23 protein-coding genes and 1 tRNA gene are annotated in these 22,924 nt (G+C 63.8%); 11 read left to right on the top strand and 13 right to left on the bottom strand.

Going from position 1 to position 22,924, the window contains the following annotated elements; genetic code table 11:
• Positions 1 to 61: 61 nt before the first annotated feature.
• Positions 62 to 1,642, top strand: a complete 1,581-nt coding sequence (locus LIX00_RS02930) for a phospholipase D-like domain-containing protein (protein ID WP_438267067.1) — start codon at positions 62 to 64, stop codon at positions 1,640 to 1,642.
• Here LIX00_RS02930 and han read toward each other — a convergent pair.
• Complete coding sequence (gene han, locus LIX00_RS02925) at positions 1,639 to 3,552, bottom strand: Hef-associated nuclease (protein WP_227354691.1); 1,914 nt, start codon at positions 3,550 to 3,552, stop codon at positions 1,639 to 1,641. The genes LIX00_RS02930 and han overlap by 4 nt on opposite strands.
• Before the next feature lie 149 nt (positions 3,553 to 3,701).
• On the opposite strand from han, the gene LIX00_RS02920 reads away from it, so the two are divergent.
• The 5 genes from LIX00_RS02920 (at position 3,702) to LIX00_RS02900 (ending at position 6,800) form a co-directional block, all read left to right on the top strand.
• Positions 3,702 to 4,190: a Mov34/MPN/PAD-1 family protein gene (locus LIX00_RS02920; protein WP_227354690.1), complete on the top strand. Its 489-nt coding sequence runs from the start codon at positions 3,702 to 3,704 to the stop codon at positions 4,188 to 4,190.
• Positions 4,187 to 4,618: an FAD synthase family protein gene (locus tag LIX00_RS02915; protein ID WP_227354689.1), complete on the top strand. Its 432-nt coding sequence runs from the start codon at positions 4,187 to 4,189 to the stop codon at positions 4,616 to 4,618. The genes LIX00_RS02920 and LIX00_RS02915 overlap by 4 nt, the downstream gene beginning before the upstream one ends.
• A gap of 101 nt (positions 4,619 to 4,719) precedes the next feature.
• Positions 4,720 to 5,391, top strand: a complete 672-nt coding sequence (locus tag LIX00_RS02910) for a metal-dependent transcriptional regulator (protein WP_227354688.1) — start codon at positions 4,720 to 4,722, stop codon at positions 5,389 to 5,391.
• Entirely contained in the window at positions 5,392 to 6,105 is a 714-nt protein-coding gene (locus LIX00_RS02905) for a TMEM165/GDT1 family protein (protein WP_227354687.1), read from the top strand.
• 38 nt (positions 6,106 to 6,143) lie between these two features.
• Positions 6,144 to 6,800: a LysE family translocator gene (locus LIX00_RS02900; RefSeq protein WP_227354686.1), complete on the top strand. Its 657-nt coding sequence runs from the start codon at positions 6,144 to 6,146 to the stop codon at positions 6,798 to 6,800.
• Between the two features lie 19 nt (positions 6,801 to 6,819).
• Here the strand turns inward: LIX00_RS02900 and LIX00_RS02895 are convergent, their stop codons facing one another.
• The gene (locus LIX00_RS02895) at positions 6,820 to 7,527 is read right to left on the bottom strand and encodes an HD domain-containing protein (protein WP_227354685.1); all 708 of its coding nucleotides are present in this window, start codon (positions 7,525 to 7,527) and stop codon (positions 6,820 to 6,822) included.
• Between the two features lie 110 nt (positions 7,528 to 7,637).
• On the opposite strand from LIX00_RS02895, the gene LIX00_RS02890 reads away from it, so the two are divergent.
• Positions 7,638 to 8,342, top strand: coding sequence for an alanyl-tRNA editing protein (locus tag LIX00_RS02890; protein WP_227354684.1), 705 nt, complete (start codon positions 7,638 to 7,640; stop codon positions 8,340 to 8,342).
• 131 nt (positions 8,343 to 8,473) lie between these two features.
• Entirely contained in the window at positions 8,474 to 8,902 is a 429-nt protein-coding gene (locus LIX00_RS02885) for a hypothetical protein (RefSeq protein WP_227354683.1), read from the top strand.
• Positions 8,903 to 8,974: 72 nt separating this feature from the next.
• Here the strand turns inward: LIX00_RS02885 and LIX00_RS02880 are convergent, their stop codons facing one another.
• Positions 8,975 to 9,160: a hypothetical protein gene (locus LIX00_RS02880; RefSeq protein ID WP_227354682.1), complete on the bottom strand. Its 186-nt coding sequence runs from the start codon at positions 9,158 to 9,160 to the stop codon at positions 8,975 to 8,977.
• 357 nt (positions 9,161 to 9,517) lie between these two features.
• Here LIX00_RS02880 and LIX00_RS02875 point away from each other — a divergent pair, with 357 nt between their 5' ends.
• Positions 9,518 to 10,150, top strand: a complete 633-nt coding sequence (locus LIX00_RS02875; RefSeq protein WP_227354681.1) for a hypothetical protein — start codon at positions 9,518 to 9,520, stop codon at positions 10,148 to 10,150.
• A 65-nt stretch (positions 10,151 to 10,215) separates the two neighbouring features.
• Here the strand turns inward: LIX00_RS02875 and LIX00_RS02870 are convergent, their stop codons facing one another.
• The 10 genes from LIX00_RS02870 to LIX00_RS02825 form a co-directional block, all read right to left on the bottom strand.
• A complete protein-coding gene (locus LIX00_RS02870; protein ID WP_227354680.1) occupies positions 10,216 to 10,890 on the bottom strand; it encodes a helix-turn-helix domain-containing protein in 675 nt (224 codons plus the stop codon).
• Positions 10,891 to 11,061: 171 nt separating this feature from the next.
• Positions 11,062 to 13,626: a heavy metal translocating P-type ATPase gene (locus LIX00_RS02865; protein ID WP_227354679.1), complete on the bottom strand. Its 2,565-nt coding sequence runs from the start codon at positions 13,624 to 13,626 to the stop codon at positions 11,062 to 11,064.
• Positions 13,627 to 13,686: 60 nt separating this feature from the next.
• Positions 13,687 to 14,436, bottom strand: a complete 750-nt coding sequence (locus LIX00_RS02860) for a helix-turn-helix domain-containing protein (protein WP_227354678.1) — start codon at positions 14,434 to 14,436, stop codon at positions 13,687 to 13,689.
• A 157-nt stretch (positions 14,437 to 14,593) separates the two neighbouring features.
• Positions 14,594 to 14,666 (bottom strand) — tRNA-Gln (locus LIX00_RS02855).
• Positions 14,667 to 14,850: 184 nt separating this feature from the next.
• The gene (locus tag LIX00_RS02850; RefSeq protein WP_227354677.1) at positions 14,851 to 15,279 is read right to left on the bottom strand and encodes a metal-dependent transcriptional regulator; all 429 of its coding nucleotides are present in this window, start codon (positions 15,277 to 15,279) and stop codon (positions 14,851 to 14,853) included.
• Complete coding sequence (locus LIX00_RS02845) at positions 15,276 to 15,776, bottom strand: ferritin family protein (protein WP_227354676.1); 501 nt, start codon at positions 15,774 to 15,776, stop codon at positions 15,276 to 15,278. The genes LIX00_RS02850 and LIX00_RS02845 overlap by 4 nt, the downstream gene beginning before the upstream one ends.
• Before the next feature lie 77 nt (positions 15,777 to 15,853).
• On the bottom strand, positions 15,854 to 17,062 hold the full coding sequence (gene sufD / locus LIX00_RS02840; protein WP_227354675.1) for a Fe-S cluster assembly protein SufD: 1,209 nt from the start codon (positions 17,060 to 17,062) through the stop codon (positions 15,854 to 15,856).
• Positions 17,059 to 18,489: a Fe-S cluster assembly protein SufB gene (sufB, locus tag LIX00_RS02835; RefSeq protein ID WP_227354674.1), complete on the bottom strand. Its 1,431-nt coding sequence runs from the start codon at positions 18,487 to 18,489 to the stop codon at positions 17,059 to 17,061. The genes sufD and sufB overlap by 4 nt, the downstream gene beginning before the upstream one ends.
• A gap of 9 nt (positions 18,490 to 18,498) precedes the next feature.
• Positions 18,499 to 19,401: an ABC transporter ATP-binding protein gene (locus LIX00_RS02830; RefSeq protein WP_227354673.1), complete on the bottom strand. Its 903-nt coding sequence runs from the start codon at positions 19,399 to 19,401 to the stop codon at positions 18,499 to 18,501.
• A gap of 153 nt (positions 19,402 to 19,554) precedes the next feature.
• On the bottom strand, positions 19,555 to 22,236 hold the full coding sequence (locus LIX00_RS02825; protein WP_227354672.1) for a DNA-directed DNA polymerase: 2,682 nt from the start codon (positions 22,234 to 22,236) through the stop codon (positions 19,555 to 19,557).
• A gap of 108 nt (positions 22,237 to 22,344) precedes the next feature.
• On the opposite strand from LIX00_RS02825, the gene LIX00_RS02820 reads away from it, so the two are divergent.
• The gene (locus tag LIX00_RS02820; RefSeq protein WP_227354671.1) at positions 22,345 to 22,530 is read left to right on the top strand and encodes a DUF7331 family protein; all 186 of its coding nucleotides are present in this window, start codon (positions 22,345 to 22,347) and stop codon (positions 22,528 to 22,530) included.
• Positions 22,531 to 22,587: 57 nt separating this feature from the next.
• Positions 22,588 to 22,923 carry a DUF7322 domain-containing protein gene (locus LIX00_RS02815; RefSeq protein ID WP_227354670.1) on the top strand — a complete coding sequence of 112 codons (336 nt, stop codon included), beginning with the start codon at positions 22,588 to 22,590 and terminating at the stop codon, positions 22,921 to 22,923.
• Position 22,924 lies beyond the last annotated feature (1 nt).

Below are 22,924 nucleotides of genomic sequence, written 5' to 3'. Positions count from 1 at the left end.
AAACCCGAAGCCGGAACCACTCCGCCCCGTGTTGGCCAGAGTCGCGCTCGCCGCCCTGGTTATGTTCGCGCCCGTTCTCCCGGTTCCCGCGGTAGCGACCGCGTCGGCGGCCGTAGCGACTCCGCACCCGAAAATCGTCGCGGTGTATCCGAACCCGGTCGCGGACGAGGACGCCGGGGAGTTCGTCGTCGTGTCGTTTCCCCGCCGGACGAATCTTTCGGGATGGAGGATATCGGACGGCGAAAACGCGGTCGAACTCCCGAACGAGACCGTCTCGGGGCGAATCGCGTTCTCCACCGCACCGAACCTGACCGAGAATCTCACGTCGCTTCGCGCGCTCCCGATAGCCGGGCTCTCGCTGGCCAACAGCGGCGAAACCGTCGTCCTGCGTCGAAACGGGGCGGGTGACCGTCGGACCGCGACCGTCGATTCGGTCGCGTACGCCGACGCGCCGGAGGGCGAACGGTGGCGACCGAACGGAAGCGAGTGGCGGCCGTTAGGAGCGACCGAGCGGCCCATCGTCCGCACCGACGCCGCGACGGTGCGCGCGTTCGTCCTGCCGGACGACCCCACCGTCCCGGTCGAAACGCTCCGGTCGGCGGACGACCGCATCCTCCTCGCCGGGTACTCGTTCACCTCCCGCCGCGTCGCTCGAACCCTCGTCGCCGCCGCGAATCGAGGCGTCGCGGTTCGCGTGCTCGTGGACGACGCACCGGTCGGCGGAATCTCGCGGCGCGAGGCGGCCGTCCTCGACGCGCTCGCCGAGCGCGGTATCTCCGTCGAGGTCATCGGCGGGGAGCGAGCGCGTTACGCCTTCCACCACGCGAAGTACGCCGTCGTCGACGACCGGGCGATGGTGCTAACGGAAAACTGGAAACCGTCAGGTACGGGCGGGCGTTCGAATCGCGGATGGGGCGTCGTCGTCCGCGGTGCGGCGGCGGCGGAACTGGCCGAGGTGTTCGAGGCGGACGCCGGTTGGCGCGACACTCGCTCGTGGGAAGCGTTCAGGCGCGGGCGGTCGTTCGCCCCCGCCGCTCCGGCGAACGGAAGCTATCCCGGCCGATTCGAACCGCGAGTCGTGTCCGTCGAATCCGTCACCGTGCTGACCGCACCGGACAACGCCGAGAGAGGCATCGTCTCCCTCCTGCGCTCCGCGAACGAGTCGATACTCGTCCAGCAGATGACGGTCGGCGGTCCGCGACAACCGTTCGTCCGCGCGACCCTCGCCGCGGCCCGCCGCGGCGTCGAAGTCCGCGTTCTACTCAGCGGGGCGTGGTACGCCCGCGAAAACAACCGAAAAGTCGTGCGCTGGCTGAACGAGCGCGCCGACGCCGAAGGACTTCCGCTGAAGGCGAAACTGGTGGAACCGCGGGGATACGAGAAGATACACGCGAAAGGCGTCGTGGTGGACGAGCGACACGTCGTCGTCGGCAGTCTCAACTGGAACAATCACTCCGCCCGAGAGAACCGCGAAGTCGCCGTGATTCTCCACGGAACGGAGGCGGGCGCGTACTACGCGGAAGTGTTCAGGGCCGACTGGAAGGCGGGCGGGCGACGCGTTCCGGTCGGTCTCTGCGGATTCGTCGCGGTCGGCGTGGCTGGAGCAGTTTGGCTCGCGAGGAGGGAGGTGGCGTTCGGTTAGTCTTCCGCGCGCTGGTGGCCGATGGTCGTGCTCTGGAGGTCCTCGTCGAGTTCCGCGTCCGCCATCTTCTCCACGAGGGCGTCGAGCACCTGTTCGCGCATCCCTTGGACGAACTTGATGCTCCCGACGACGAGGTGACCGCCGCCGTTGACGCCGCCGCCGACGATTTCGTCGTTGAGTTCGGAGACCATCTCCGGGATGTCAAGGCGGACGCCGTCGCTCCGGAGGACGGCGAAGTCCGGCCCGTAGCCGATGGTGATGACCGGTTCGCCCGTCTCCCGTACCTTCCGGTCGTGAATCTCGCCGGTCGTCTTCCCCGGCGGCGGGTAGGTGAAGCGGTAGGCGTGATTCTCCACGTCGACCCGGTAGAGGTGGGCTTCGCTCGCCAGTCGCTCGTGTTTGACGTGGGGCATCGCGGCGTCGAGTTGCTGGTCGGTGTCCGCGCGGGCGCGCTCCGCGAGGAACGAGACGAGTTCGCGGTGGCGTTCCTCGTCGTCGCAGCCCACGTTGAGCACGTCGTTGATGAGGTTCCGTCCGGGGTCGTACTTCAGCCAGAACGCCTCGTAGTCGAGGGCTTCGCCGACGTCCGTGAGGAACTCCTCGTCGTACCCCTCGGCCTCGGCCAGTTCGACGTAATCCGTCATCGCGTTGGCCTTCGAGCGGTCGGAGATGCCGGCGACCGCGGGAACGTGCCGAAGTTCGTCGGTCACGTCCGGCGATATCATCCGGGCGAGTTCGACGCACATCATCCCGGTCGTGATGCGGTAATCCTCGTCGTAGAGGTACGGGTTGACGTGCCCGTCGGTGTACGGTTCGACCGCTTCGGGGTCGGGGTGGTGGTGGTCGACGACGAGAATCGGGATGTCGTAGTGCGCCAAGTTCTCGTAGGCGGGCACGTCCTCCTCCGTGCTCCCGTTGTCGAGCATGAGCAGGAGGGGGAGTTTCTGGCCGTGGCGGGCCTGGTCTTCGAGCGCGAAGTTCAGGTCGCGCGTCACGTCCTCCATCTCGTAGAAGGGTGCCTTGCTCGGCAGGCGCTTGAACAGGTGGCGCTTCGCGTCGGGGTCCTGGTGGGTCTCCTCGATGAAGCGTTTCAGCGCGAGTTCGACCGGGATGCTGGCGCACATGCCGTCGCCGTCGGCGTGGTGTCGGACGCGAATCGGGCGGCTCTCGAGCACGGTTCGCCGGAGCTTTTTGGCGATTTCCCGCAGATCGGGAAACAGCTGTTCGAGCGCGGGCCACTCGACGAGCGGTTCGGTGTCGTGCGGTTCGGCGCGCTCGTCGAGCGCGCTCTCGATTCGGTCGCGGACGACCGTCTCCTCCTCGCCCGTCAGCGCGTCGAGGGAGGTGACTTCGACTTGAAGCGAGCCGTCGCGCTCCTCGACCGCGCCAACGAGGTGGACGACGTCACCGATGTCGATGTCGGGATGTGCGCGCACGCCCGCTTCCTCGAACGCGGCGCAGGGAACGACGCCGGTGTCGTCGCTGACGTGGAAGATGGTCGGGCCACCGGTCTGTTTTATCTGGACCACTTCACCTTCGATGTGGACGGTTTCGCCGATTTGCTCGGAGAGCGTGCCCGTCTCGGCGACTTCGTACTCGTGAGCGACGGCGACGGTCTCGAAGTCGTCGGACTCGACCGGCGTGAAACTCAGGTCGCCGTTCTCCCGCACTTCGAGCAGTTCGACGACGAGGTCGTCGCCGACCTCGTACTCGCCGGAGAGATTCGATTCGTGAACGAGACCGGATACGGAGTCGGATAGATCGACGAACACGCCGTAATCGACGACGCCGTTGACGGTGGCGTGATATCGTTCACCCTCGGAGATATCGGAGAGCGTACAGTCCGCCGCGAGGTCGTACACGACGGAATCGTCGGTTCCATCGACGGAACCGGTATCGGGGGGAGTCATCTTGTCCCCACTTTCGGGGGCGCTATTTTTAACGCTTTGCAACTTGCGGCCGCTCGTGCGGAATCGCTTAAAATTATATTCGATATCGACGGGATTCGGTACCCGGCGCGTTCGCAACGTTTAGAACGCGGGGAATCGGAGTGTGTGGTATGCGGCTGTTCCGCTCGAACGAAATCTTGGGCATCGCGGCGGAGACGCTGGAGTTCGCGCTCGAAGCCTCCCGCGACACCCACCCGAACGAGTACATGGGATTCCTCCGCGGCGAATCCGCGAGTCGACTCGGACTCGACCGCGAGGGGACCGTCATCACCGACGTGCTCGTCATGCCCGGCACCGAGTCGAACAGCGTGAGCGCGACGGTGAAAACGAGCACCGTGCCCAACGATACGCGAGCGATCGGCTCGGTCCACTCGCACCCGAACGGGGTGCTCCGACCGAGCGACGCCGACTTGGCGACGTTCGGGCAGGGCGACGTGCACATCATCATCGGCGCGCCCTACGACCGGAACAGTTGGAGGGCGTTCGACCGGGACGGCGACCCGCGAACGCTCGACGTGTTGGACGTCGAACTTCCGGACGCGGAATCGTTCTTCGATTTCACGCAGGCGGACATCGACGAGGAGTTGAGAGAGCAGTGACCCACGTACTCGCGCAGGGAACATTCGACATCCTCCACCCGGGCCACGTCCACTATCTCCGCGACGCGGCGGCGATGGGCGATAGGCTGTCGGTCATCGTCGCCCGCCGAGAGAACGTGACGCACAAGCAACCGCCCATCCTGCCGAACCGTCAGCGCCGGGACCTGGTCGGCGCGCTGGAGGTGGTCGACCACGCGCGCGTCGGCCACTCCGAGGATATCTTCGTGCCCATCGAAGAACTCGACCCGGATATCATCGCGCTGGGGTACGACCAGCACCACGACGACGCGGCCATCGAGGCGGAGCTAGACCGGCGCGGAATCGACTGCGAGGTCAGACGCGCCTCGCCGCTCGACCCCGACGACGCGGAGGAACTGCTTTCGACGGGACGAATCATCGACCGAATCTGCGAGGAGCGGTGCGATTAGAGCCCGACAGAGGGCGACTGTCCGATCCTCGCCCCGCACCCGAACGCGACACCGAGCACACGACAAATTGAAGGTTTAGAAGCATCTAAATCGAACCAGTGATGTTGAGCGACGTGATGGAGGATTACCTGAAGGCCATCTACACGCTCCAGAAGGAAAGCGAGGAGCCGGTGGCGACATCCGAAATCGCCGAGTACCTCGGCGTGACGCCGCCGACGGTCACCAGCATGGTCGAGAAACTGGCCGACCGCGGCCTGCTCCACCGGGAGAAGTACAAGGGCGTCGAACTCACCGAGGAGGGCGAGACGGTCGCCCTCGAAGTGCTCCGTCACCACCGCCTGCTGGAGTCCTACCTGACCGAGCACCTGGACTACTCGTGGAGCGAGGTCCACGACGAGGCCGACCGCCTCGAACACCACATCAGCGAGGAGTTCGAGCGCCGCGTCGCCGAGGTGCTGGGGAACCCGACGGTCGACCCGCACGGCGACCCGATTCCGGACGCCGACCTCACGCCCATCGAGGAGGACGACACGACGCGCCTCAGCGAACACGACGTGGGCCAAACGGTCGTCGTGGCGCGCGTCAGCGACCGCGACGAGGAGGAACTCCGCTACCTCTCCGACGCGGGAATCACGCCCGGTACGGAACTCGAAATCACGGACGTGGCCCCCTTCGGCATGGTGACGGTCGCCATCGACGCCGACGAACAGAGCCTTCCCGAGAGCGTCGCCCGGTCGATTCGAGTCCGGGCGGTCGCCGAAGAAGTGGCGTAGATGGTGGGCGCGCCGACTCCCGCCGCGACCGGCTTACAGTCCGTCGTCGAGCGGTACGCCGAGTACGGTCCGCTGCTGGCGTCGTTTCTCGCCAACATGCTCGCCACCTTCGGCGACAAGGGACAGCTCGTCGTCGTCACGCTGGCCTCCCGATACGACGCGAAGAAAGTGTTCGTCGGGTCGATGGCCGCCTTCTCGCTCTGGAGCCTCGTCGAGGTCGCGATGGGCGGTTGGATAGTCGCCGTCCTCCCGGGCGGCGTCATCGCGGCGACGACCGGCGGCCTGTTCGTCGCCTTCGGCCTGTGGACGCTCCGGAGCGCGTCCCGGCGCTTCCGCGGCGAGCAGAACGAAAGCCCGCTCGTGACCGGCGGCGGAGTCGACGTGGGGCTCTCCGGTCGTCTGCTTCCCGATAGCGTGCTGACTCGGATGGGCGCGTACGGCGGCGTCCTGACGAGTTTCGTCTTCATCGCGTTCGCCGAGTTCGGCGACAAGACGCAGCTGCTGACCATCGACCTCGCGGCCACCTTCCCGCGCGCTCGGGCGTCGGTCTTCGTCGGCGTCGTGGCGGCCCTCGGACTCAGAACCGGCGTGGACGCGCTCATCGGCGAGCGGTTCGAGCGCCGGGTGCCGACGAGGTACATGGAACTCGTCGCCGCATTCGTCTTCCTCCTGTTCGGCGCGTTCGTGTTCGCGGAGTGGGGCGGGTTCCTCTAACCGCGGTCTTTTGGTTTCCCGGCGCGAAGCCGCGTTCGATGCTGGAAGTGCTCGTTTCGGCGGTCGCGGGGGTCGTTCTCGGCCTTTCGCTCGCGGCCCCGCCGGGACCGATGAACGCGGTCATCGCCGAGGAGAGCGTCCTCCGCGGCTGGCGGTCGGGGTTCTTCGCCGGACTCGGTGCGATGACCGCCGACGCCTGCTTTTTCGTCCTCGCGCTCGCGGGGGTCGTCGCGGTCGTCCGAGACGCCCCGCTCGTCCGCGGACTCATGGTCGGCGTCGGCGGGTTGCTCATGCTGTACTTCGCCTACGGAGCGGCGAAGGACGCGACAGCGACGTTCACCGCCGACGCGGTCGAGGAGGACGCGAAGGGGTTCAGAAAAGCGTTCGCGCTCGCCATCACGAACCCCTATCAGATAATCTGGTGGCTCACGGCGGGCGTCGGACTGCTCGACCCCGGACGGTTCGGCGCGCTCGCCGGCCTCCCCGGCGAACTCGCGGTGACGACCGGCGGTCCCGTCATCGTCGCGAGCTTCTTCGCGGGTATCGCGCTCTGGATCACCGGCTTTCCGGCCGCGCTGGTCGCCGCGGGAAAGCGGGTCGATTCGTTCGCGCCCGCGGTCGCGTATCTGAGCGCGGGCGTGCTCGCCCTCGCGGGCGCGGCGTTCGTCTACGACGCGGCGACGACGCTCGCGTGACCTCGGCGACTCGCGGAGCTCAGAAGTCGCCGTTCCGCGGCGACCCCGACGGCTCCGCGTCCATCTCCGGCACCTCGTCTTCCAGCCACTCGCGGAACCACTTCACGCGTTTCAGTCGGCGGTGGGCGATGTCCCGCGCCGTCTCGCTCTGCACGCGGGCGGAGGCGTCCTTCCCGCGTTCGAGCACCCTGTCGACCATCTCCGCGGCGGCCATGTGCGTTCGTGCCTCGTAGCCCATCCGAAGGAGCATGAGGGCGGTTCCGTTCGCGCCGACCTTATCGAGCATATCCGCCTCGATGAGTGACTGCGTCTCCTTCGAGAGGCGCGAGAGGTCGCCCTGATACGAGTGGTTCTCGACGGCCTTGCACACCTGGTCGACGAACGACTCGGGGAACTCGCCGTGCGATTCGAGGTACTCGCGGGCCACCCGCGCCCCCTCCTCCGCGTGCACCTCCTGGTCCGCGTCGAGTTTGGCGATGTCGTGGAACAGCCCGGCGACGCGGGCCACGTCCACGTCGGCACCTTCCCGTTCCGCGATGGTTTCGGCCAGACTCACGACGTTGAGGATGTGGTTGAACCGGTAGTCCGCGGAGTGCCACGGGTACCAGCGCATACGCCCGCCACCCTCTTCGTTTTTCACGCTCGCGGAGAGATACTCGTAAACGAACTCTTTCATCTCCTCGAACTCCTGTTCAGAGACCGGCGAACCCTTAATTTCGACACCCATAAACTCTCCTCCGTTGTCCGTAGTTCGTACTCATTACTGATACAAACGCACGATTCGCTCTTTAGCGTTACGACGAGTTCATTAAGTGTCGCCTGTTCTTCTACCGGCATATGACCGAGGCGCTGTATCTCGACGCCACGTACGATCGAGAGTTCGAGGCGACGGTCGAGCGCGTCGCGGGCGACCGCGTCGTACTCGACCGAACGCTGTTCTATCCCGAAGGTGGCGGACAGCCCGCCGATACGGGCGAGTTCGAAACCGACGGCGAAACGTGGCGAGTCTCCGACGTGCAGAAGAAAGATACCATCTACCACACCGTCGACGGAACCCCGCCGGAAGCGGGAACCGTCGTCACCGGACGAATCGACTGGAAGCGTCGGTATGCGCACATGCGACATCACACCGCACAACACCTCCTCTCGGCGGTCTTGCTGGACGAGTTCGACGCGCCGACGACGGGAAACCAGTTGTACGCCGACCGCGCCCGAATCGACTGCGCCTACGAGCGATTTACCGACGAGGAGTTCGCCCGCATCGAGGCGGAGATGGAAGAGCGCATCGAGGAGGGACTGGCCGTCGACTGGTACGAGATGGCCCGCGACGAGGCGGAATCGACGCTCGACCCTGAACGAACGCGGATTCGCCTCCTTCCGAAGAGCATCCGAGAGATTCGCATCGTGGAGATAGACGGGTACGACCGAACCGCGTGCGCGGGAACGCACGTCGAAAACACGGGGGAAATCGGCGAGTTCCGAATCACCGGACGAGAGACGAAGGGAAGCGACGAAGAGCGGCTGAAATTCGTGCTCGACTAGTCGACCGCCGTTCGAGAAGCTCTCAACGGGCGTGTCGCATCTTCGAGTGGTTTATTTCCGTTCAAGTCACGTTATACACATATGTCTGACTGACTTTCATTACGTCGCGCGTCGAAACGGCGTGTGGGTAGATGAGTACGACAAACCTAAACGGCATCGAGCAACCAACGACGGACTCGTCGTTTCGGTATCTCAACAGGGGGTTACAGCTCCTCGGGCTGTTCTTCTTCGTGAACGGCATCTACGTCGCGTTCTTCTCGGCGAACATCATCACGACCCTCGGATACTACTTCGTCGTCATCGCGGCGGTCTGCGGGGTGCTCTCGCAGGCGTTCTCGCCGGACAATCCCCTCATCTCACCGGAGACGCAAGCAGCGGCTCGGCGGTTGCTGAACCGTCGGAACCGAGAACCGTCCCGCCGCTCACGCTCTCGACGGGGGCGCACGAAACGACGAACGGGGTTCGACGTTCGTCGCTACCTGCGGACAGTTTCGCGAAAATTCGACGAGTTCGAACTCGGACGCTCCGTGTCGCGTCGTAAGGGGCGCGACCGACTCTAAACTGCTTCAAGAACCGACCGGTACCGACCGCACCTCGCCAGAAAACTCCGCTTTTTCGCCGATCGAATCCGCTCAACAGTGAATACGGTTGTAGAGGGCCAGCGTCCCGCTCTCCGCGAACTCTCCTCTGTCGTACACGCTCAGTTTGACGTAGCTATCGGTGAGTAGTTCGTCCAGCGGGGGCGTCTCGTTCGGGTCGAAGCGCACCGAGAGATTCAAGGAACCGTCGTCGTCGTACTCCGCATCTGTAACTGTCATCTCGTACCGATTATTTTGTTTATATTCCATGAATATCGCCAAACCGATGGTAGATATTACGGATGTGTCCGAAGCGTATATATGTCTTGTTTCTACCCGTCAATCAAAAATGATAAAATAACGCAGCGTCAACGTCGTCCGTCGAAATCGAAGCGTTCGGATCTCCTATCTGTTATCGGACGCGGTCGGCGATAAGTCGATCCTACGCGTCGCTTTCCGTTCGCCTCGCGCGTTTTCACGCCGCCCGTCGGGAGCCGTACTCTCTCGTTACTCTCGATTCCGACGGCGTCGATATTAGGAAACGGACGCTTGAAAAGCGGCAAAAGGATATTAACGAATCATCTCCATTACCCACCTATGAATCGTCATCAGTTATCCGCGCTCGTCCTCGTCGTCGCCGTCCTGTTCGCCGGCTGTAGCGGCATCGGCGGGTCGGACACGACCACGACGGAAACGACCTCGACGTCGACGAGTCCCGCCCAGACGACCACCGCGACCACCTCTACGACCGGTACCACGACAACGACGACAACGACGACGACGGAAACGACGGAGACGACGACCGGAACGACGACGACCCAATCGTGGTCGCCGCCGAAAGCGCCGAACACGCCGATAGACGTCAAGCGGGAGCCCGGACGAATCAAGAGCGTGACGTTCACCAACAAGGTCGAAGCGAAGAGCGGGAACGGCTACTCCGACTTCGACGTCGAGGTCGTGGCGAACACCAGCATGTCGGGCGTCGACCCCGAACCGCTGGTGGACGGCGACCCGTACTTCCTCGTGAGAATCAACGGCGAACGAGTCGCGCGCGCCGGCGTTCGATTCCAGCACGACGAGGGAACGCACCAAATCGAGATCGACAAGGCGGCGCTCCGGCAGTTCAACTCCGGGACGCTGAACGTCGAAGTACTCCTGCTGGATAAGGACAAACAGACCGACGACATGTACGGAAAGTGGACGGGAACGATTCAGCACGGTTCGAAGTAACCGCATCTCGGACCGTTTCGAACGATGGCGGGCGGCACGGCGGTCCTCTTATCTTGCCGGTCCCGTCAGAGGGTACGGTCCGCGTCCTCGTCGGCGGGGGTATCGAGAACGACCTTCTCGAGGATTCCCTTGGTTCCCCGCCGGAGCCGTTCTGAAAGCGCTTGGTGTGACACGCCGAGTTTTTCGGCCAGTTCGGACTGGTCGACGTCCCGCGGGACGTCGTAGTAACCGTGTTCGACGGCCATGGCGAGGGCTTCCTGTTGGTCGTCGGTGAGGTCGAATCTAACGCGCTGTGCGCTGTCGACGTCGTAGATCCGCGAGACGTCGAGGGAGAACCCGTGCTCGTGCGCGTACTGGCTCGTTGCCGAAATCCGGTTCTGCTCGGGGAACAGCACGCGTAGATCCCATTGGTCGTCGTGCGCCGTTGCGCGCTGAACGGTCGCGCTCTGTTCGAGCAGCATGTGCCCGATTATCCGGGTCTTGTTGACCCACTCCATGCGGTAAAGACGCTCCTCGTCGAGGTCGGTGAGAAGCTCGACGTTTCCCACGCTGGGGTCGATTTCGAGCGCCGCGGTCAGCGACTCGAAATCGCCGTCGGATGCCCAGACGAACGGCATTACGTAATCCGTATCGTGCGCCACCACGCGGTCGATTTTGAACACCATCTCGGGCAGGCGCTCCAACGTCTCGGACAGCGCGAACTCCTCCGCCGGAATACTGAATTCCGCGATCGTACTCATATCGCCACGTGGATTTTAGATGGTAATGGGAGTTACGGGCGGAGAGTCGCGGCAAATAGCGCGCTCGCCTCGGGTGCGGACATCGCCGCACCCGCCGTCGTCGGACGCGGAACGAAACGCCGTGAGAAGGTTCGAGTCAAAATCGGTGTAGTCCCGGGCGGAGTTTGACAATTACTCGATTCGCTCGGGTTCGATTCGCGCCAATCGTAGCGCGTTCGTCGTCACGCCGAGACTCATCCCCATGTCGCCGACGATAACGGCGATCGCGACGTTCACCAGTCCGAACGGGACGCCGACCGCCAACAGCGCCTTTACACCGACGCTCGCCCAGATGTTCTCCCTGATGACACCGTTGGCTTTCCTCGACAGCGCGTACAGATAGGGAACTTTCAGTAAATCGTCACCCATCAGGGCGATGTCCGCTGACTCGACCGCCGTGTCCGTTCCTGCTGCACCCATCGCCACGCCGACGGTAGCAGTCGCGAGCGCGGGTGCGTCGTTGACTCCGTCCCCAGTCATCGCTACACCGCCGTACTTCTCGTCGAGCGCCGCGATTACGTTCACCTTGTCTTCCGGAAGCAGCTCCGCGTGGACCTCGTCAATATCGGCCGTCTCGCCGACGGCGCGGGCAGTGGTCTCGTTATCTCCGGTCAACATTACCACGTGCTCGACGCCGATATCGCGAAGGCGCTCCACCGCCCGTCTCGCCTCGGGGCGCACCTCGTCCGCGACCGCGATCACGCCCTCGATCTGCTTCTCGGTTCCGACGAGAATCACGGTCTTCCCCTCCGCCTGCAGGTCGGCGATCGTATCACCCTGCGGCGGGAACGGTTCGTCGCGGTCACCGGACCCTTCGAGTTCCACACCCCCGTCGGATGCGGCCTGAATGCGGTCCAGCGAGATTCCCAGCTCCTCGAAGAGGGCGGGCTTGCCCACGTAATGCGCTTCGCCGTCCAGCGCGGCGCGGACGCCTCTTCCCGTTAAGCTCTCGAACGCCGAGACGTCCTCGCGTTCGACGCCCTCTTCGTCGGCAGCCTCCACGACGGCCTGCGCGATCGGGTGCTCGCTTCGCGACTCCAGACTCGCCGCCGCTGCCAGTACCGACTCCCGGGATTCGCCGCGGACGGGCACGATGTCGGTGACGGTGAGTCGTCCGTGCGTGAGCGTTCCGGTTTTGTCGAACGCGACGGCTCCCACGGTACCGACCGATTCGAGGTGAGTTCCGCCCTCGATGAGAACGCCGTTGCGCGCTGCGCTGGTGATTCCGGATACGACGCTGACCGGCGTGCTGATGACCAACGCACACGGGCACGAGAGGACGAGGAGCGCCAGTCCGCGCTTGAACCACGTCGCCCAGTCGCCGGCGAAGGCGAGGGTGGTACCGCCGAAGCCGACGGTTACGGTAGCGTCGATGAGGAGCGGTGGGACTGCGGCGATGAGGACGGCCAGCGAGACGACGACCGGCGTGTACTGACCGGCGAACCGATCGACGAACCGCTCGTGTTCGGTTTTGTCCCGCTGGGCGTCTTCGACGAGTTCGATGATGCGGGCGAGCATGCTGTCCTCGGCCACCGCCGTGACTTCGGCTTCGAGGTACCCCTCTTCGTTGATGGTCCCGGCGTACACCTCGTCACCTTCCGCTTTGTCGACGGGAACGCTTTCGCCGGTGATCGGTGCCTGATTGACCGCGCTCTCGCCCTCGATGACCGTTCCGTCGGCGGGAACGCGGTCGCCGGGCCGGACGATCACGCGGTCGCCCACGCGCAGTTCTTCGACGGGGACGGTCGTCTCCTCCCCGTCGCGCCGGACGGTCGCGGTCGTCGGGGAGAGGTCCATTAGTTCGCGCAGCGAGGAGCGAGCGCGGTCCATCGCGTACTCCTCCATCAACTCCGCGACGCTGAACAGCACCGCCAGCATCCCCGCTTCGAGATAAAGCGCCTCGGCGAAGACCAAGCTGGCCGAGATCGCACCGAGAATGCCGAGGCTCATCAGCAGGTCGATGTCGAGCGACCGGGTTCGAGCGGAGTAGTACCCGTTGCGGATGATTTCCTCCCCGCTGATCGCTGCACCGGCGAAGTAGAGCAGCTCTGCCGCGCCGAATTCCCGTCCGAGAAGCGCGAAGAGCGTCACGTCGAATCCGGAGAGCAGGAACTCGAAGACGAGGCCGAGTAGCAACAGCCCACCACCGATCCAAGTCTTGAGCGCTCGTGGACTCAGCCAGACGGCTTTCGCCGAACTCTCCCCGTCGAAGCCTCCTCCGTCCGCTTCCGTGCCGGTCTCTTCGACTTCGTATCCCGCGCTCTCGATGGCGGCGACGAGATCGGCGCGGGAGGTTCGTTCGGCGTCGTAGGTGACGATGACTGTTCCGGTCGTCGGTAACGTCTCTCGCTCTCGAAGGCCCTCGACGGTATCGAGTGCGTTCTCGATTTTACCCGCACAGGACGCACAATCCATCGTGGGGACGTCGAAGCGCACTGTCTCGAGGTCGCTCCGCGATTCGACGTCGTAGCCGGCGGAGTGGACGCGTTCGACGAGGGCATCCACGCCCACCCTTCCGGGGGCGTACTCGACGTGGACGGTTCCGGTCATCACCTGCGGTTCGACGGAGACGACGCCGTCGAGCGCGGAGACGCTGTTGACGATCTTCTCCGCGCAGGAGGGGCAATCCATCCCGGGCACGTCCAGCTCCACGGCTCGGGGCGGAGTTCCCTCCGGTCCCGCGGCGTTCGTAGTCATTACGCGTTCGAAGGTGACTGACGGACAAACCGCTTCGTTTGGTGCGTACCGAATGCCGCGTTAGGACTCGGAAGCCGGCAATCGAGAGGATGGTGGACTATCGTCGACGTAGGCCGTCGCCAGTTTACTCTCGGCGCGACGCAGTCGGTACCCCAGCGTCGACCCCGGAACGTCCAGCTCTTTGGCCAGTTCGTAGGTCTCGATCTCGCGCGGTGTCTCGTAGTAGCCGCGTTCGACGGCGGCGCGGACCGCCGCGTCCTGCTCGGGCGTGAGGGTTTCCGCACTACCGTCTTTCGTCGTGTCCGCTGCCGTGCCACCCACTCGGACGAAGTCGACGCCGGTCGTCCCGTCGATCTCCCCTCCGATGGCCTCGCGGAAGGCACGAAAGGCGGTGTCGCCGGGAGCGATGATTCGCCACTCGTAGCGGCGGCCCGTCCACGTGGTTTCGAAGATGAGCCCGTCGCCGAAGTGGTCGAGTGCGAGGTGCGGGATGGAGGTGCAGGAGGGAGTCCTCGTCCAGTAGGAGTAGAGGACGAGCACGTCGTCGGTACGATCGAGCACCCGCGTCTCCCAGTCGGCCCCGCAGTCGCGACGAGCCAGGCAGTCGGTGTAGTACTCGGCGTCCGCGACCGTCTCGGCGAGTTCGTCGAGCGCGTCGTCGTTTCCGCTTACGTGGTCAACGCGCCAGAGGTTGTCGGACGTCACGTGGCAGGAGAGCGACCGAATCGTCGTCTCGGGATTGGCGGCGAGGATGTCGGCGACCGCGCTGCTCTCCGGGTCGTATTCGAGAGCGAAGACGAATTCTCGCATGCTCTGCTATAGCGGCGAGACGGCTATGAACGCGTTGATGAATTGACGGTCCCTGAGCGTCGGTCGACTCACCGCCACGACCAGTACGACTTTTACTCGGTTCACCAACTGCCGACGATCATCACCGCGTAAAAGGGGAATCGTACCGTTTTGGGTATAGTCCCGGGCGGATTCGAACCGCCGTCAATGGCTCCAAAGGCCATTATGATTGGCCGCTACACCACGGGACTTCGTTCGCCTCATTCGCACGGTCCCGCGAGGCTCACGTTCTTTCGACGCTGCTCACCACCGCGGGACTCGGCGGTAGATGCGAGGCTTCGTCGTCACGTAATCTGGGCTGATACTTGAACGTACCGCAAACGACCGGCGGGGAAAACCGCAGTACGCCGATTCGATTCGCCTCGTTTCACCCGGTCAGTCCGCCTCGCCCTCGTCGACCAGATACGCACACATGTCCGCGTCGGCGCGGAAGCAGTCCGGACACTGCGGTTCGCGGTCGATGATGGTGTCCAATCGCTCCGCGACCGTCTCGTCGATGACGCTTTCGAGCTGTTTCGCCTCGGTGCGGAACTCCTCGACTTCGAGCACGTTGGCGAGGAAGCGTTCGAGGATGCAGTACGTCTGGAGGGCGTCGCGGGCGCGGGTCTCCCCCTCGTCGGTCAGCGTCGCGCCGCGATACTTCTCGTGTTCGACCAACCCGCGGTCTTGGAGTTTTCCGACCATCTCGTTGACGCTCGCCGGGCTGATGTCGAGTCTGTCCGCGAGCGCGCCGGTCGCGGCCGGTCCGTCTTCGATGCGTTGGACGAGGTAGATAGTTTTCAGGTACTGGTCTGCGGTGTTCATTCTGCGGCCTCCATCAGTTCCGCCACTTCTTCGACGCCTTCCGCCTCCTCCGCTCGAATCGCGGTGAGCGTTTCGAGCAGTCGCTCGCGGTCGAGCGCGAACGTCGCGTCGCTCGACTCGATGGCGACGATGAGGTCGTCGTAGAACTTGTACGCCGTCTCCTCGCCGTGGAGTTGGTCGTAGAGCACGCCGTCGAAATCGTCGGGGGCGGTCTGGGCGTACTGCTCGCCGACCAACATCTCGATCTCCTCGAACGGGATCGTCTTCGCGTCGAGTTCGTCGATGAGCGATTCGAGGCGCTCTCGGTGTTCGGCCGACTCTTCGCGCGCTTCCGTGAGCATCTCGCGAACGTCCTCGTGAAGCTCGTTTCGTTCCTCGGAGGGGAGCGTCTCGAAGTGGCGCGCGGCCCGCGCCTCGACGACCTCTTCCAGCACGACACCGATCTGAAGCAGGCGCGCCAGTTGACGATCGGACGAGACGCGCTGACCCACACTCATGCGTGAGGGGTAGCGGCGGGGAAACTTAACAGTCCCTGATGCGCTCGCGCGCGACGGAAGACGAAAGAAGGGCTCGTTCAGTTCTGCAGCCGTTCGGTGATCTTCGATTCGAGGTCGTTCCGGAGTTCTTCGACTTCGACCTCGTCCAGGACGGGCACGAAGAACCCTTCCACGAGCATGTCCTTCGCCAGTTGCTCCTGCACGCCGCGCGAGGTCATGTAGAACAGGTCTTCCTTGTCGATCTGTCCGACCGTCGCGGAGTGGCTCGCCTCGGTGTCGTGGTTGTTGATGATGAGCTTCGGCGACGCGTCGGCCTCGCTCCCGTCCGAGAGCATCAGCGTGTTCTCGCGCTGGTAGGAACTGGTGTCCCACGCGTCGGTGCCGACGTCCTGTACGCCCTCGTAGACGGAGCGCGCCTCGTCGTCCAGCACGCCGCGGGTCACGAGGTCGGCCGTCGTGTGCGCCGTCTTGTGCCAGACCCGAGCCGCCACGTCGAAGTGCTGGTCGTCGTGACCGAAGAACGCGCCGACGGTCTTCGTCTCCGAGCCTTCGCCGTCGAGCGTCGTCTCGACGGAGGACTTCGTGAGCCGGGAACCGAGGTTGCCCTCGATCCAGTTGACCGTCGCGTAGTCGGCGGCGCTGCCGCGCTTCAGCGTGTAGTTGTACGTCTCCTCGTCCAACTCCTGTAGGGAGCCGTACTGGACGTGGCTGTTCTCGCCGGTGGCGATTTCGACCAGTCCGCTGTAGTAGCGCTCCCCCGACAGCGGTTCGCAGTCCTGTCGCTCGAGAATCGTCACCGAGCTCGAATCCTCGGTGACGACGAGCGTGTAGTTGAACAGCGACTGGCTCTGCATCGTCGTCCGAATGGTCACGTCCTCGGCGTCGACGCCCTTCGGGACGTAGATGAGCGTGCCGCTCGTGAAGAGCGCCGTCGAGAGCGCCGTCAGGTAGTTCTCCTGCGGGTCGATGACGGAGCCGAAGTGCTCTTTCACGACGTCTCCGTGCTCGTCGAACGCCTCGGACAGCGGGAGGACGTGAACGCCCTCGGGTTCGACGCGATCTTTTTCCTCCTCGGCCCCGAGCGGGTCGACGAAGCTGTCGTAGTCCAGCGCGTCGAGGTTCGTCCAGTCGCGGCCCGGCGTTCGGATGACCTGCGGCATGTCCAGGTCGTCGAGCGCCGACAGCGCCTCGAGGCGCGTTTCGAGCAGCCACTCGGGTTCGCCGAGGTCGCTCGAAATCTCGCGGACGGTCTCCTCCGAGAGGGTGCTGTGCACCTGCGTGCTCATCCGAGGCTTCCCTCCATCTCGAGTTCGATGAGGCGGTTCAGTTCGACCGCGTACTCGATGGGTAGCTCCTCCGTGATGGGCTCGATGAACCCGCTCACGATCATCTGCTTCGCGTCGTCGTCGTCCAGTCCGCGGCTCTGGAGGTAGAACACGTCCTCGTCGCCGATCTTGCCGACGGTCGCCTCGTGAGCGACGTCCACGCGGTCTTCGTTGATCTCCATGTACGGCATGGTGTCCGACGTGGACTCGTTGTCGAACATCAGCGCGTCGCACTCGACCGAGGTGGACGAGTCGACCGCACCGTCGCTGATCTGGACGAGACCGCGGTAGTTCGTGCGGCCGCCGTCCTTGCTTATGGACTTCGACTCGATGGTCGAGTTGGTGCGGGGCGCGTTGTGGTACACCTTCGCGCCTGTGTCGATGTTCTGGCCCTTGCCGGCGAATGCGATGGAGATGTGGTTGGCGCTCGCGCCGGGACCCTTCAGGATGGAACACGGGTAGAGCATGGTGGACTTCGACCCCATGCTGCCCGAGACCCACTCCATGCGGCCGCCCGCTTCGACGATGGCGCGCTTGGTGTTCAGGTTGTAGGTGTTCTTCGACCAGTTCTGCACGGTCGAGTACTGGACGTGGGCGTCCTCGCCGACGAACACCTCGACGCCGCCGGAGTGGAGGTTGAACGCGGAGTACTTGGGCGCGGAACAGCCCTCGATGTAGTGGACTTCGCTCCCTTCCTCGGCGATGATGAGCGTGTGCTCGAACTGCCCCATCCCTTCGGAGTTCATGCGGAAGTACGCCTGCACGGGCATCTGAACCGTCACGTCCTCCGGGACGTAGACGAACGACCCGCCGGACCAGACGGCCCCGTGGAGCGCCGCGAACTTGTTGTCGCTCGGCGGCACGCACTTCGTCATGAAGTACTCCTTGACGAGGTCTTCGTGTTCCTGGACCGCTTGGTCCATGTTCATGAAGACGACGCCCTTCTCCTCCCACTGCTCCTGCATGTTCTGGTAGACGACCTCGGACTCGTACTGGGCGCCGACGCCGGAGAGCGCGTTGCGCTCCGCCTCCGGGATGCCGAGTTTGTCGAAGGTGTCCTTGATGTCCTCCGGCAGGTCGTCCCAGCTATCCGCGCCGCCGCGGGTGTCCACGTCGGGGCGGATGTACGGGACGATCTCCTCGACGTCGAGTTCTGTGAGGTCGGGCTGGCCGGGCCAGTCCGTCGGCAGGGGCATGTTCTGGTAGTGTTCCAGCGCGCGCAGGCGGCGCTGAAGCATCCACTCGGGTTCGTCCTTGTCCTCGCTGATGAGGCGGACGACCTCTTCGGTCAGCCCCTTGTCGGACTTGACGGCGGCCCGTTGTTCCTTCTTGAACTCGAACCGTTCTTCCGTGTCTGTCTCTTTCAAGTGATCCTGTTCTGAGCTCATAATTTCACCTTATGCGGTTTGGTAGACTTCGTCGCGAACCCAGTCGTATCCCTTGTCTTCGAGTTCTTTGGCGAGTTCCGGACCGCCTTCCATGACGACTTCCCCGTCGAGCATGATGTGAACCGTGTCGGGTTCGACGTAGTCGAGGATACGCTGGTAGTGGGTAATCTGCAGGATTCCGGTCCCCTGCTCGTCGCGCAGGGCGTTGATCCCGTTCGATACGTCTTGCAGTCGGTCGATGTCCAGCCCCGAGTCGATCTCGTCGAGCACTGCGACGGACGGTTCGAGGAGGGCGGCCTGCAAGACTTCGTTCTGCTTCTTCTCGCCGCCGGAGAAGCCGGCGTTGAGGTAGCGCTGGGCGAACTTCTCGTCCATGTCGAGCAGTTCCATCTTCTCTTTCAGGAGCTGTTGGAACTCCGCGACGCTGATCTCGCCCTCGTCGGCGGGACCTTCCATCGGGCTGGTGTCGTAGCCCGCTTCTTCCTCCTCTTCCTCGTCGTCGCCCTCTTCGAAGAGCTCTTCGCGCTCCTCGAACTTAGCGTTGACCGCTGTGCGGAGGAAGTTCGACATCGTGACGCCCTCGATTTCGGCGGGGTACTGGAAGCCGAGGAAGACGCCGAGCGCCGCGCGCTCGTTCGGCTCCAGTTCGAGGAGGTTCCACGTGCGCTTGTCCTCCGGTATCTCGACGTCGCCGAACTCGCCCTCTTCGAGGTGGACGAGCACTTCGCCGTCGGTCACTTCGTACGCGGGGTGTCCGGCGATTATCTTCGCCGTCGTCGATTTCCCACTTCCGTTCGGCCCCATCAGCGCGTGAATCTCGCCGGAGCTAACCTCGAGATCGACGCCTTTGAGGATTTCCTCACTTTCTTCCACGACCTCCGCGTGGACATTTCTTAGTTCGAGCGTTGCCATAGTTAGGTTCACCTAAGTCGTTTGGAGCAAGGGTCGGTCGTCCCATAACGGTTTCGCATTCGTATGCAATCGATTTCCGGAAAGTAAAGATTCTTTTCGCAGACCGGAAAACAATGGTGGTTCCTTACGGGGTTTCGATAGTTTCGTCGGCGCTCACACGAAGCTCCCGAGCCCCGTCTGTTGTTGGCCGGATTTCACTTCCTCCCACGAGATGTCGAGCGCTTCGAGCACGCGCGCGATGGGTCCTTTCAGCGTCTTGTCGAGCATCTTGTCCCAGTCTACCTCGAACTCGTCGGGGATCTGGTCTGCGTACTCGAAGCAGATGACGTCCTGTTCGCGTTTGAACTCGCCGTACAGCGCGTCGGTCCGCGCGTCGAAGTCCTTCTCTCCCTCCATCCGCTCGAAGAACGTCGGGTGAACCTTCTTCAAGTAGAGTCGCTTGGGCTTGCTCCCGCGCTGGAAGTTCGTTCCCAGGAGGACGTTGGCGTACTTCGCCCCGCGCACGTGGGCCGTGTCGGTGTCGTAGTCGTCGAGTCGCTTCCCGATACCGCCGGGGATGGCGACCTCGTCCAGATCGACGTTCCCCTCCCGGAAGTCCTCGATGACGTCGTGGACGTACGTCTTCACGTCGTCCAACTCCTCGCCCGTCACGATCATCTCGATGACCTCCCGCTGGACCTCCTTCGTGATGGGCGCGATGTCCGACCGTTTGTACTCGAATCCCGTGATGTCGATGTCGTCTACGTCCTTGCCCTCCTTCCAGACGATGTACCCGGCGTACCGCTTCTTCTTGCCCGCCTGGAAGAAGCGGCGGTAGAGCTTCTCGAACTCGATCTGGAAGCGGTGGTCCTCGGCGTTCAACTCCTCGCGCGCGAACTCGTCGTAGCGGGCGTTGATGTGCTCCTCGATTTCGAACGACTGCTCGATGGCCTCCGATTTTTCGACGTCTCCGCCGAGTTCCAACATGATCGAGTCCGTGTCGCCGTACGCCACCCGGTAGTCGAGTTCGTTCGCCGCGGTTTCGGTGAACTCGATGACCTCCCGCCCGGTCGCGGTGATGGCCGCGCCCATCTCCTTGTCGTAGAGGCGGAACCTGTCCCAGCCGAGCACGCCGTACAGACTGTTCATTATCACCTTCACCGCGGCCTGCTGGCGGTCGAAGACCTCGTACTCGTGGCTGTCGGGGTCGTGTTGGTTCCGGAGCTCTTTCTTCTCCTCGCGTTCGGCCAGCGTCTCGTTGATGATCGCGCGCACGACGCCGTCCGGTTCCTTCCGGAAGTGGGTTCCGTTCGGCGCGCGGTAGGTGTCCCCGTCGTACTCCTCCGGGTCGACTTTCGTCTCCGGCGAGGCGTTGATGGTCGACATCGACATCGGGTACAGAGACTTCAGGTCGAGCACCGTGACGTTCTCCTTGACGCCCGTTATCGGGTCGAACACCGCGCCGCCCTCGTAGTCCTCGCTCTCGACTTGCCCCTTCGAGGGAAGCGCGAACTGGCCGTGGGCCTCGTGGAGGACGTACACGTCCACCGCGTCGCCCGGCGTCGTCGCGTCTTCGAGTTTACAGCCGACGAACGACGCGACCTCCTGCCAGAAGGCGATGATGTCCTGCTTGCGGTCGAGTTCGACGCAGAGCTCCACGTCCCTGACGTTGTACTCCAGCAGGCGCGGCGGATTCCGCTCCCAGAGGTCGCCGATGTCGCCGGCGTAGCGTTCCTTGCCGACGCCGAGTTCGACTTCGCCGACGGCGTCGAGGCGGTAGGAGTCGAGCTCGCTGAACTGCGTGCGCTTGTAGGCGTACAGCAGGTCGAAGACCACGCGGCCCTTTATCGTCGGGCCGCCCCAGTCGCTCCGCCACACCTCGTTCACGCGCGAGAGTCGCTCGTAGTCGAGGTCGTAGTCGTGGTGTCTCCCCGCCAACCGTTCGAGGCGGTCCAGGAGGTACGGCGCGTCGAAGTCGTCGAAGTTCCACCCGGTGAGCACGTCCGGGTCCGTCTCCTCGATGTAGTCGAGGAACGACGCCAGCATCGCTTCCTCTTCCGCGAAGGTCCGAACCTCGATGTCGGAGTCGTCGCGGAGCGGTTCGTAATCGGGGAGGTCGTCCGGCGCGTCGACGCCGCCGTCCGGGGCGTCGTACAGCCACGCGACGTACTCGTCGCGGTAGGAGTCGTGACTGGTGAGACAGATGATGGACTCTTCGCCGTCCTCGGGGAATCCCGAGCGGTCGTCCACCTCGATGTCGAAGGTGTGGACCCGAAGGTTCGCGTGCACGTCGGCGGCGACGACTTCGTCCTCTCGAACGACGATTTCGCCGTCGTCCCGGCGACGCTCCGGCACGCGAACGCCGCTTTTTACGTCCTTGTCGATGAGAAACCTGTTTGGAAAGAGGATGTCCGCTTCGTAGTGTTCGAACTGGTCGCGGATGTTCCCCACGTCGCGGGGCGTCCTCCCGAAGATTTTCGTCAGCCGCTCGCCGCGAATGCTCTCGTACCCTTCTTCGAAACCGGTGATGCGCGAGTCGCTCAGTTTCTCGTCGTCCAAGGTCTCGGTCGGCGCGTAGAAGTACGGTCGAAAGCCGACGACGCGGACGTGTTCGAGTTCGTCGTCCGGCGTCCGCCCGAAGACGTGGATAATCGGCTCTTCGTCCTCGCCGCTTCCCTCGACGGTGTAATCGACCTGCGTCACTGCCAGTTCGATGTCACCTTGCGAGTCAGGAAGCCACTCCGCGTCGGCGTCCACGACGCGTACCGTCGTGTCGTCGTTTCCGGCGACGGCGCGGGCTTCCGCCGCGGGTCGCTCGTCCCCGCCCGCGAAGTCGCCGAGCCCCGATTGAGTCATGTCGATTGTTTTTGGTGCTTCCCGGTAAAAACCCTCCCGTTTGTGCGAGTCGCCGGAATGGAAAGGGATTTAATGTGTTAGCGCATAGCATACTCCGAGGTCAAGTCAATGTCTGACCGTGCCACCGAAGACAGTAAGCTGGACCGCGCAGAAACCGGGCTCCCGGCTCCGGACGAGCCGACGGGTTCGATAGAGGCCTACGAGACGGACGACGGGGTGGTATTCTACGACGCCGAAAATCCCCTCGGCTGGCTCAAAGCATCCAGCACGGTCACGCTAGAGAAACACGTCTGAAGAGACACCGAATCGACTCCGAACGCTTTTCACTTCCCGCACGATTTTTCGATTACGGTGTTCGATAGATTCGGTCACGACGACGAAGGGTCCGAAGACCCGGGTGACGCCCCGGAAGCCGACCTCGTCCCGGAGGTGAACGACCCGTCCGAAAACCTCAAAATCAAGGCACCGTCGGTGCGCGACTACAGTCAAGTAGACGCCGACCCGGAGCTACAGAAGGAGTTCTGGGCGCAGGTCCTGCTCTTCAACGTCGCCCTATTCGCGCTCAGTCTCGGACTCATGCTCATCTGGTTCGAGCGACGGTGGACGTTCGGCGGCGGACTCGTCCTCGTCGGTCTCGTGGCGTTCGCGCGCGGCTATCAGCGGTACCGCGCCGTCCAGAAGGACTAAC

It is taken from the genome of Haladaptatus salinisoli (genome assembly GCF_020614375.1).
Classification (GTDB): Archaea; Halobacteriota; Halobacteria; order Halobacteriales; family Haladaptataceae; genus Haladaptatus; species Haladaptatus salinisoli.
The sequence above is the reverse complement of the archived record's forward strand: the minus strand, read 5'-3'. Positions and strand labels throughout refer to the sequence as shown.

Excerpts from the sequence above, each read along its gene's own strand:
- LIX00_RS02930 (WP_438267067.1), top strand. The coding sequence starts at position 62 with ATGTTCGCGCCCGTTCTCCCGGTTCCCGCGGTAGCGACCGCGTCGGCG.
- han (WP_227354691.1), bottom strand. The coding sequence starts at position 3,552 with ATGACTCCCCCCGATACCGGTTCCGTCGATGGAACCGACGATTCCGTC.
- LIX00_RS02920 (WP_227354690.1), top strand. The coding sequence starts at position 3,702 with ATGCGGCTGTTCCGCTCGAACGAAATCTTGGGCATCGCGGCGGAGACG.
- LIX00_RS02910 (WP_227354688.1), top strand. The coding sequence starts at position 4,720 with ATGTTGAGCGACGTGATGGAGGATTACCTGAAGGCCATCTACACGCTC.
- LIX00_RS02905 (WP_227354687.1), top strand. The coding sequence starts at position 5,392 with ATGGTGGGCGCGCCGACTCCCGCCGCGACCGGCTTACAGTCCGTCGTC.
- LIX00_RS02900 (WP_227354686.1), top strand. The coding sequence starts at position 6,144 with ATGCTGGAAGTGCTCGTTTCGGCGGTCGCGGGGGTCGTTCTCGGCCTT.
- LIX00_RS02895 (WP_227354685.1), bottom strand. The coding sequence starts at position 7,527 with ATGGGTGTCGAAATTAAGGGTTCGCCGGTCTCTGAACAGGAGTTCGAG.
- LIX00_RS02890 (WP_227354684.1), top strand. The coding sequence starts at position 7,638 with ATGACCGAGGCGCTGTATCTCGACGCCACGTACGATCGAGAGTTCGAG.
- LIX00_RS02885 (WP_227354683.1), top strand. The coding sequence starts at position 8,474 with ATGAGTACGACAAACCTAAACGGCATCGAGCAACCAACGACGGACTCG.
- LIX00_RS02880 (WP_227354682.1), bottom strand. The coding sequence starts at position 9,160 with ATGACAGTTACAGATGCGGAGTACGACGACGACGGTTCCTTGAATCTC.
- LIX00_RS02875 (WP_227354681.1), top strand. The coding sequence starts at position 9,518 with ATGAATCGTCATCAGTTATCCGCGCTCGTCCTCGTCGTCGCCGTCCTG.
- LIX00_RS02870 (WP_227354680.1), bottom strand. The coding sequence starts at position 10,890 with ATGAGTACGATCGCGGAATTCAGTATTCCGGCGGAGGAGTTCGCGCTG.
- LIX00_RS02865 (WP_227354679.1), bottom strand. The coding sequence starts at position 13,626 with ATGACTACGAACGCCGCGGGACCGGAGGGAACTCCGCCCCGAGCCGTG.
- LIX00_RS02860 (WP_227354678.1), bottom strand. The coding sequence starts at position 14,436 with ATGCGAGAATTCGTCTTCGCTCTCGAATACGACCCGGAGAGCAGCGCG.
- LIX00_RS02850 (WP_227354677.1), bottom strand. The coding sequence starts at position 15,279 with ATGAACACCGCAGACCAGTACCTGAAAACTATCTACCTCGTCCAACGC.
- LIX00_RS02845 (WP_227354676.1), bottom strand. The coding sequence starts at position 15,776 with ATGAGTGTGGGTCAGCGCGTCTCGTCCGATCGTCAACTGGCGCGCCTG.
- sufD (WP_227354675.1), bottom strand. The coding sequence starts at position 17,062 with ATGAGCACGCAGGTGCACAGCACCCTCTCGGAGGAGACCGTCCGCGAG.
- sufB (WP_227354674.1), bottom strand. The coding sequence starts at position 18,489 with ATGAGCTCAGAACAGGATCACTTGAAAGAGACAGACACGGAAGAACGG.
- LIX00_RS02830 (WP_227354673.1), bottom strand. The coding sequence starts at position 19,401 with ATGGCAACGCTCGAACTAAGAAATGTCCACGCGGAGGTCGTGGAAGAA.
- LIX00_RS02825 (WP_227354672.1), bottom strand. The coding sequence starts at position 22,236 with ATGACTCAATCGGGGCTCGGCGACTTCGCGGGCGGGGACGAGCGACCC.
- LIX00_RS02820 (WP_227354671.1), top strand. The coding sequence starts at position 22,345 with ATGTCTGACCGTGCCACCGAAGACAGTAAGCTGGACCGCGCAGAAACC.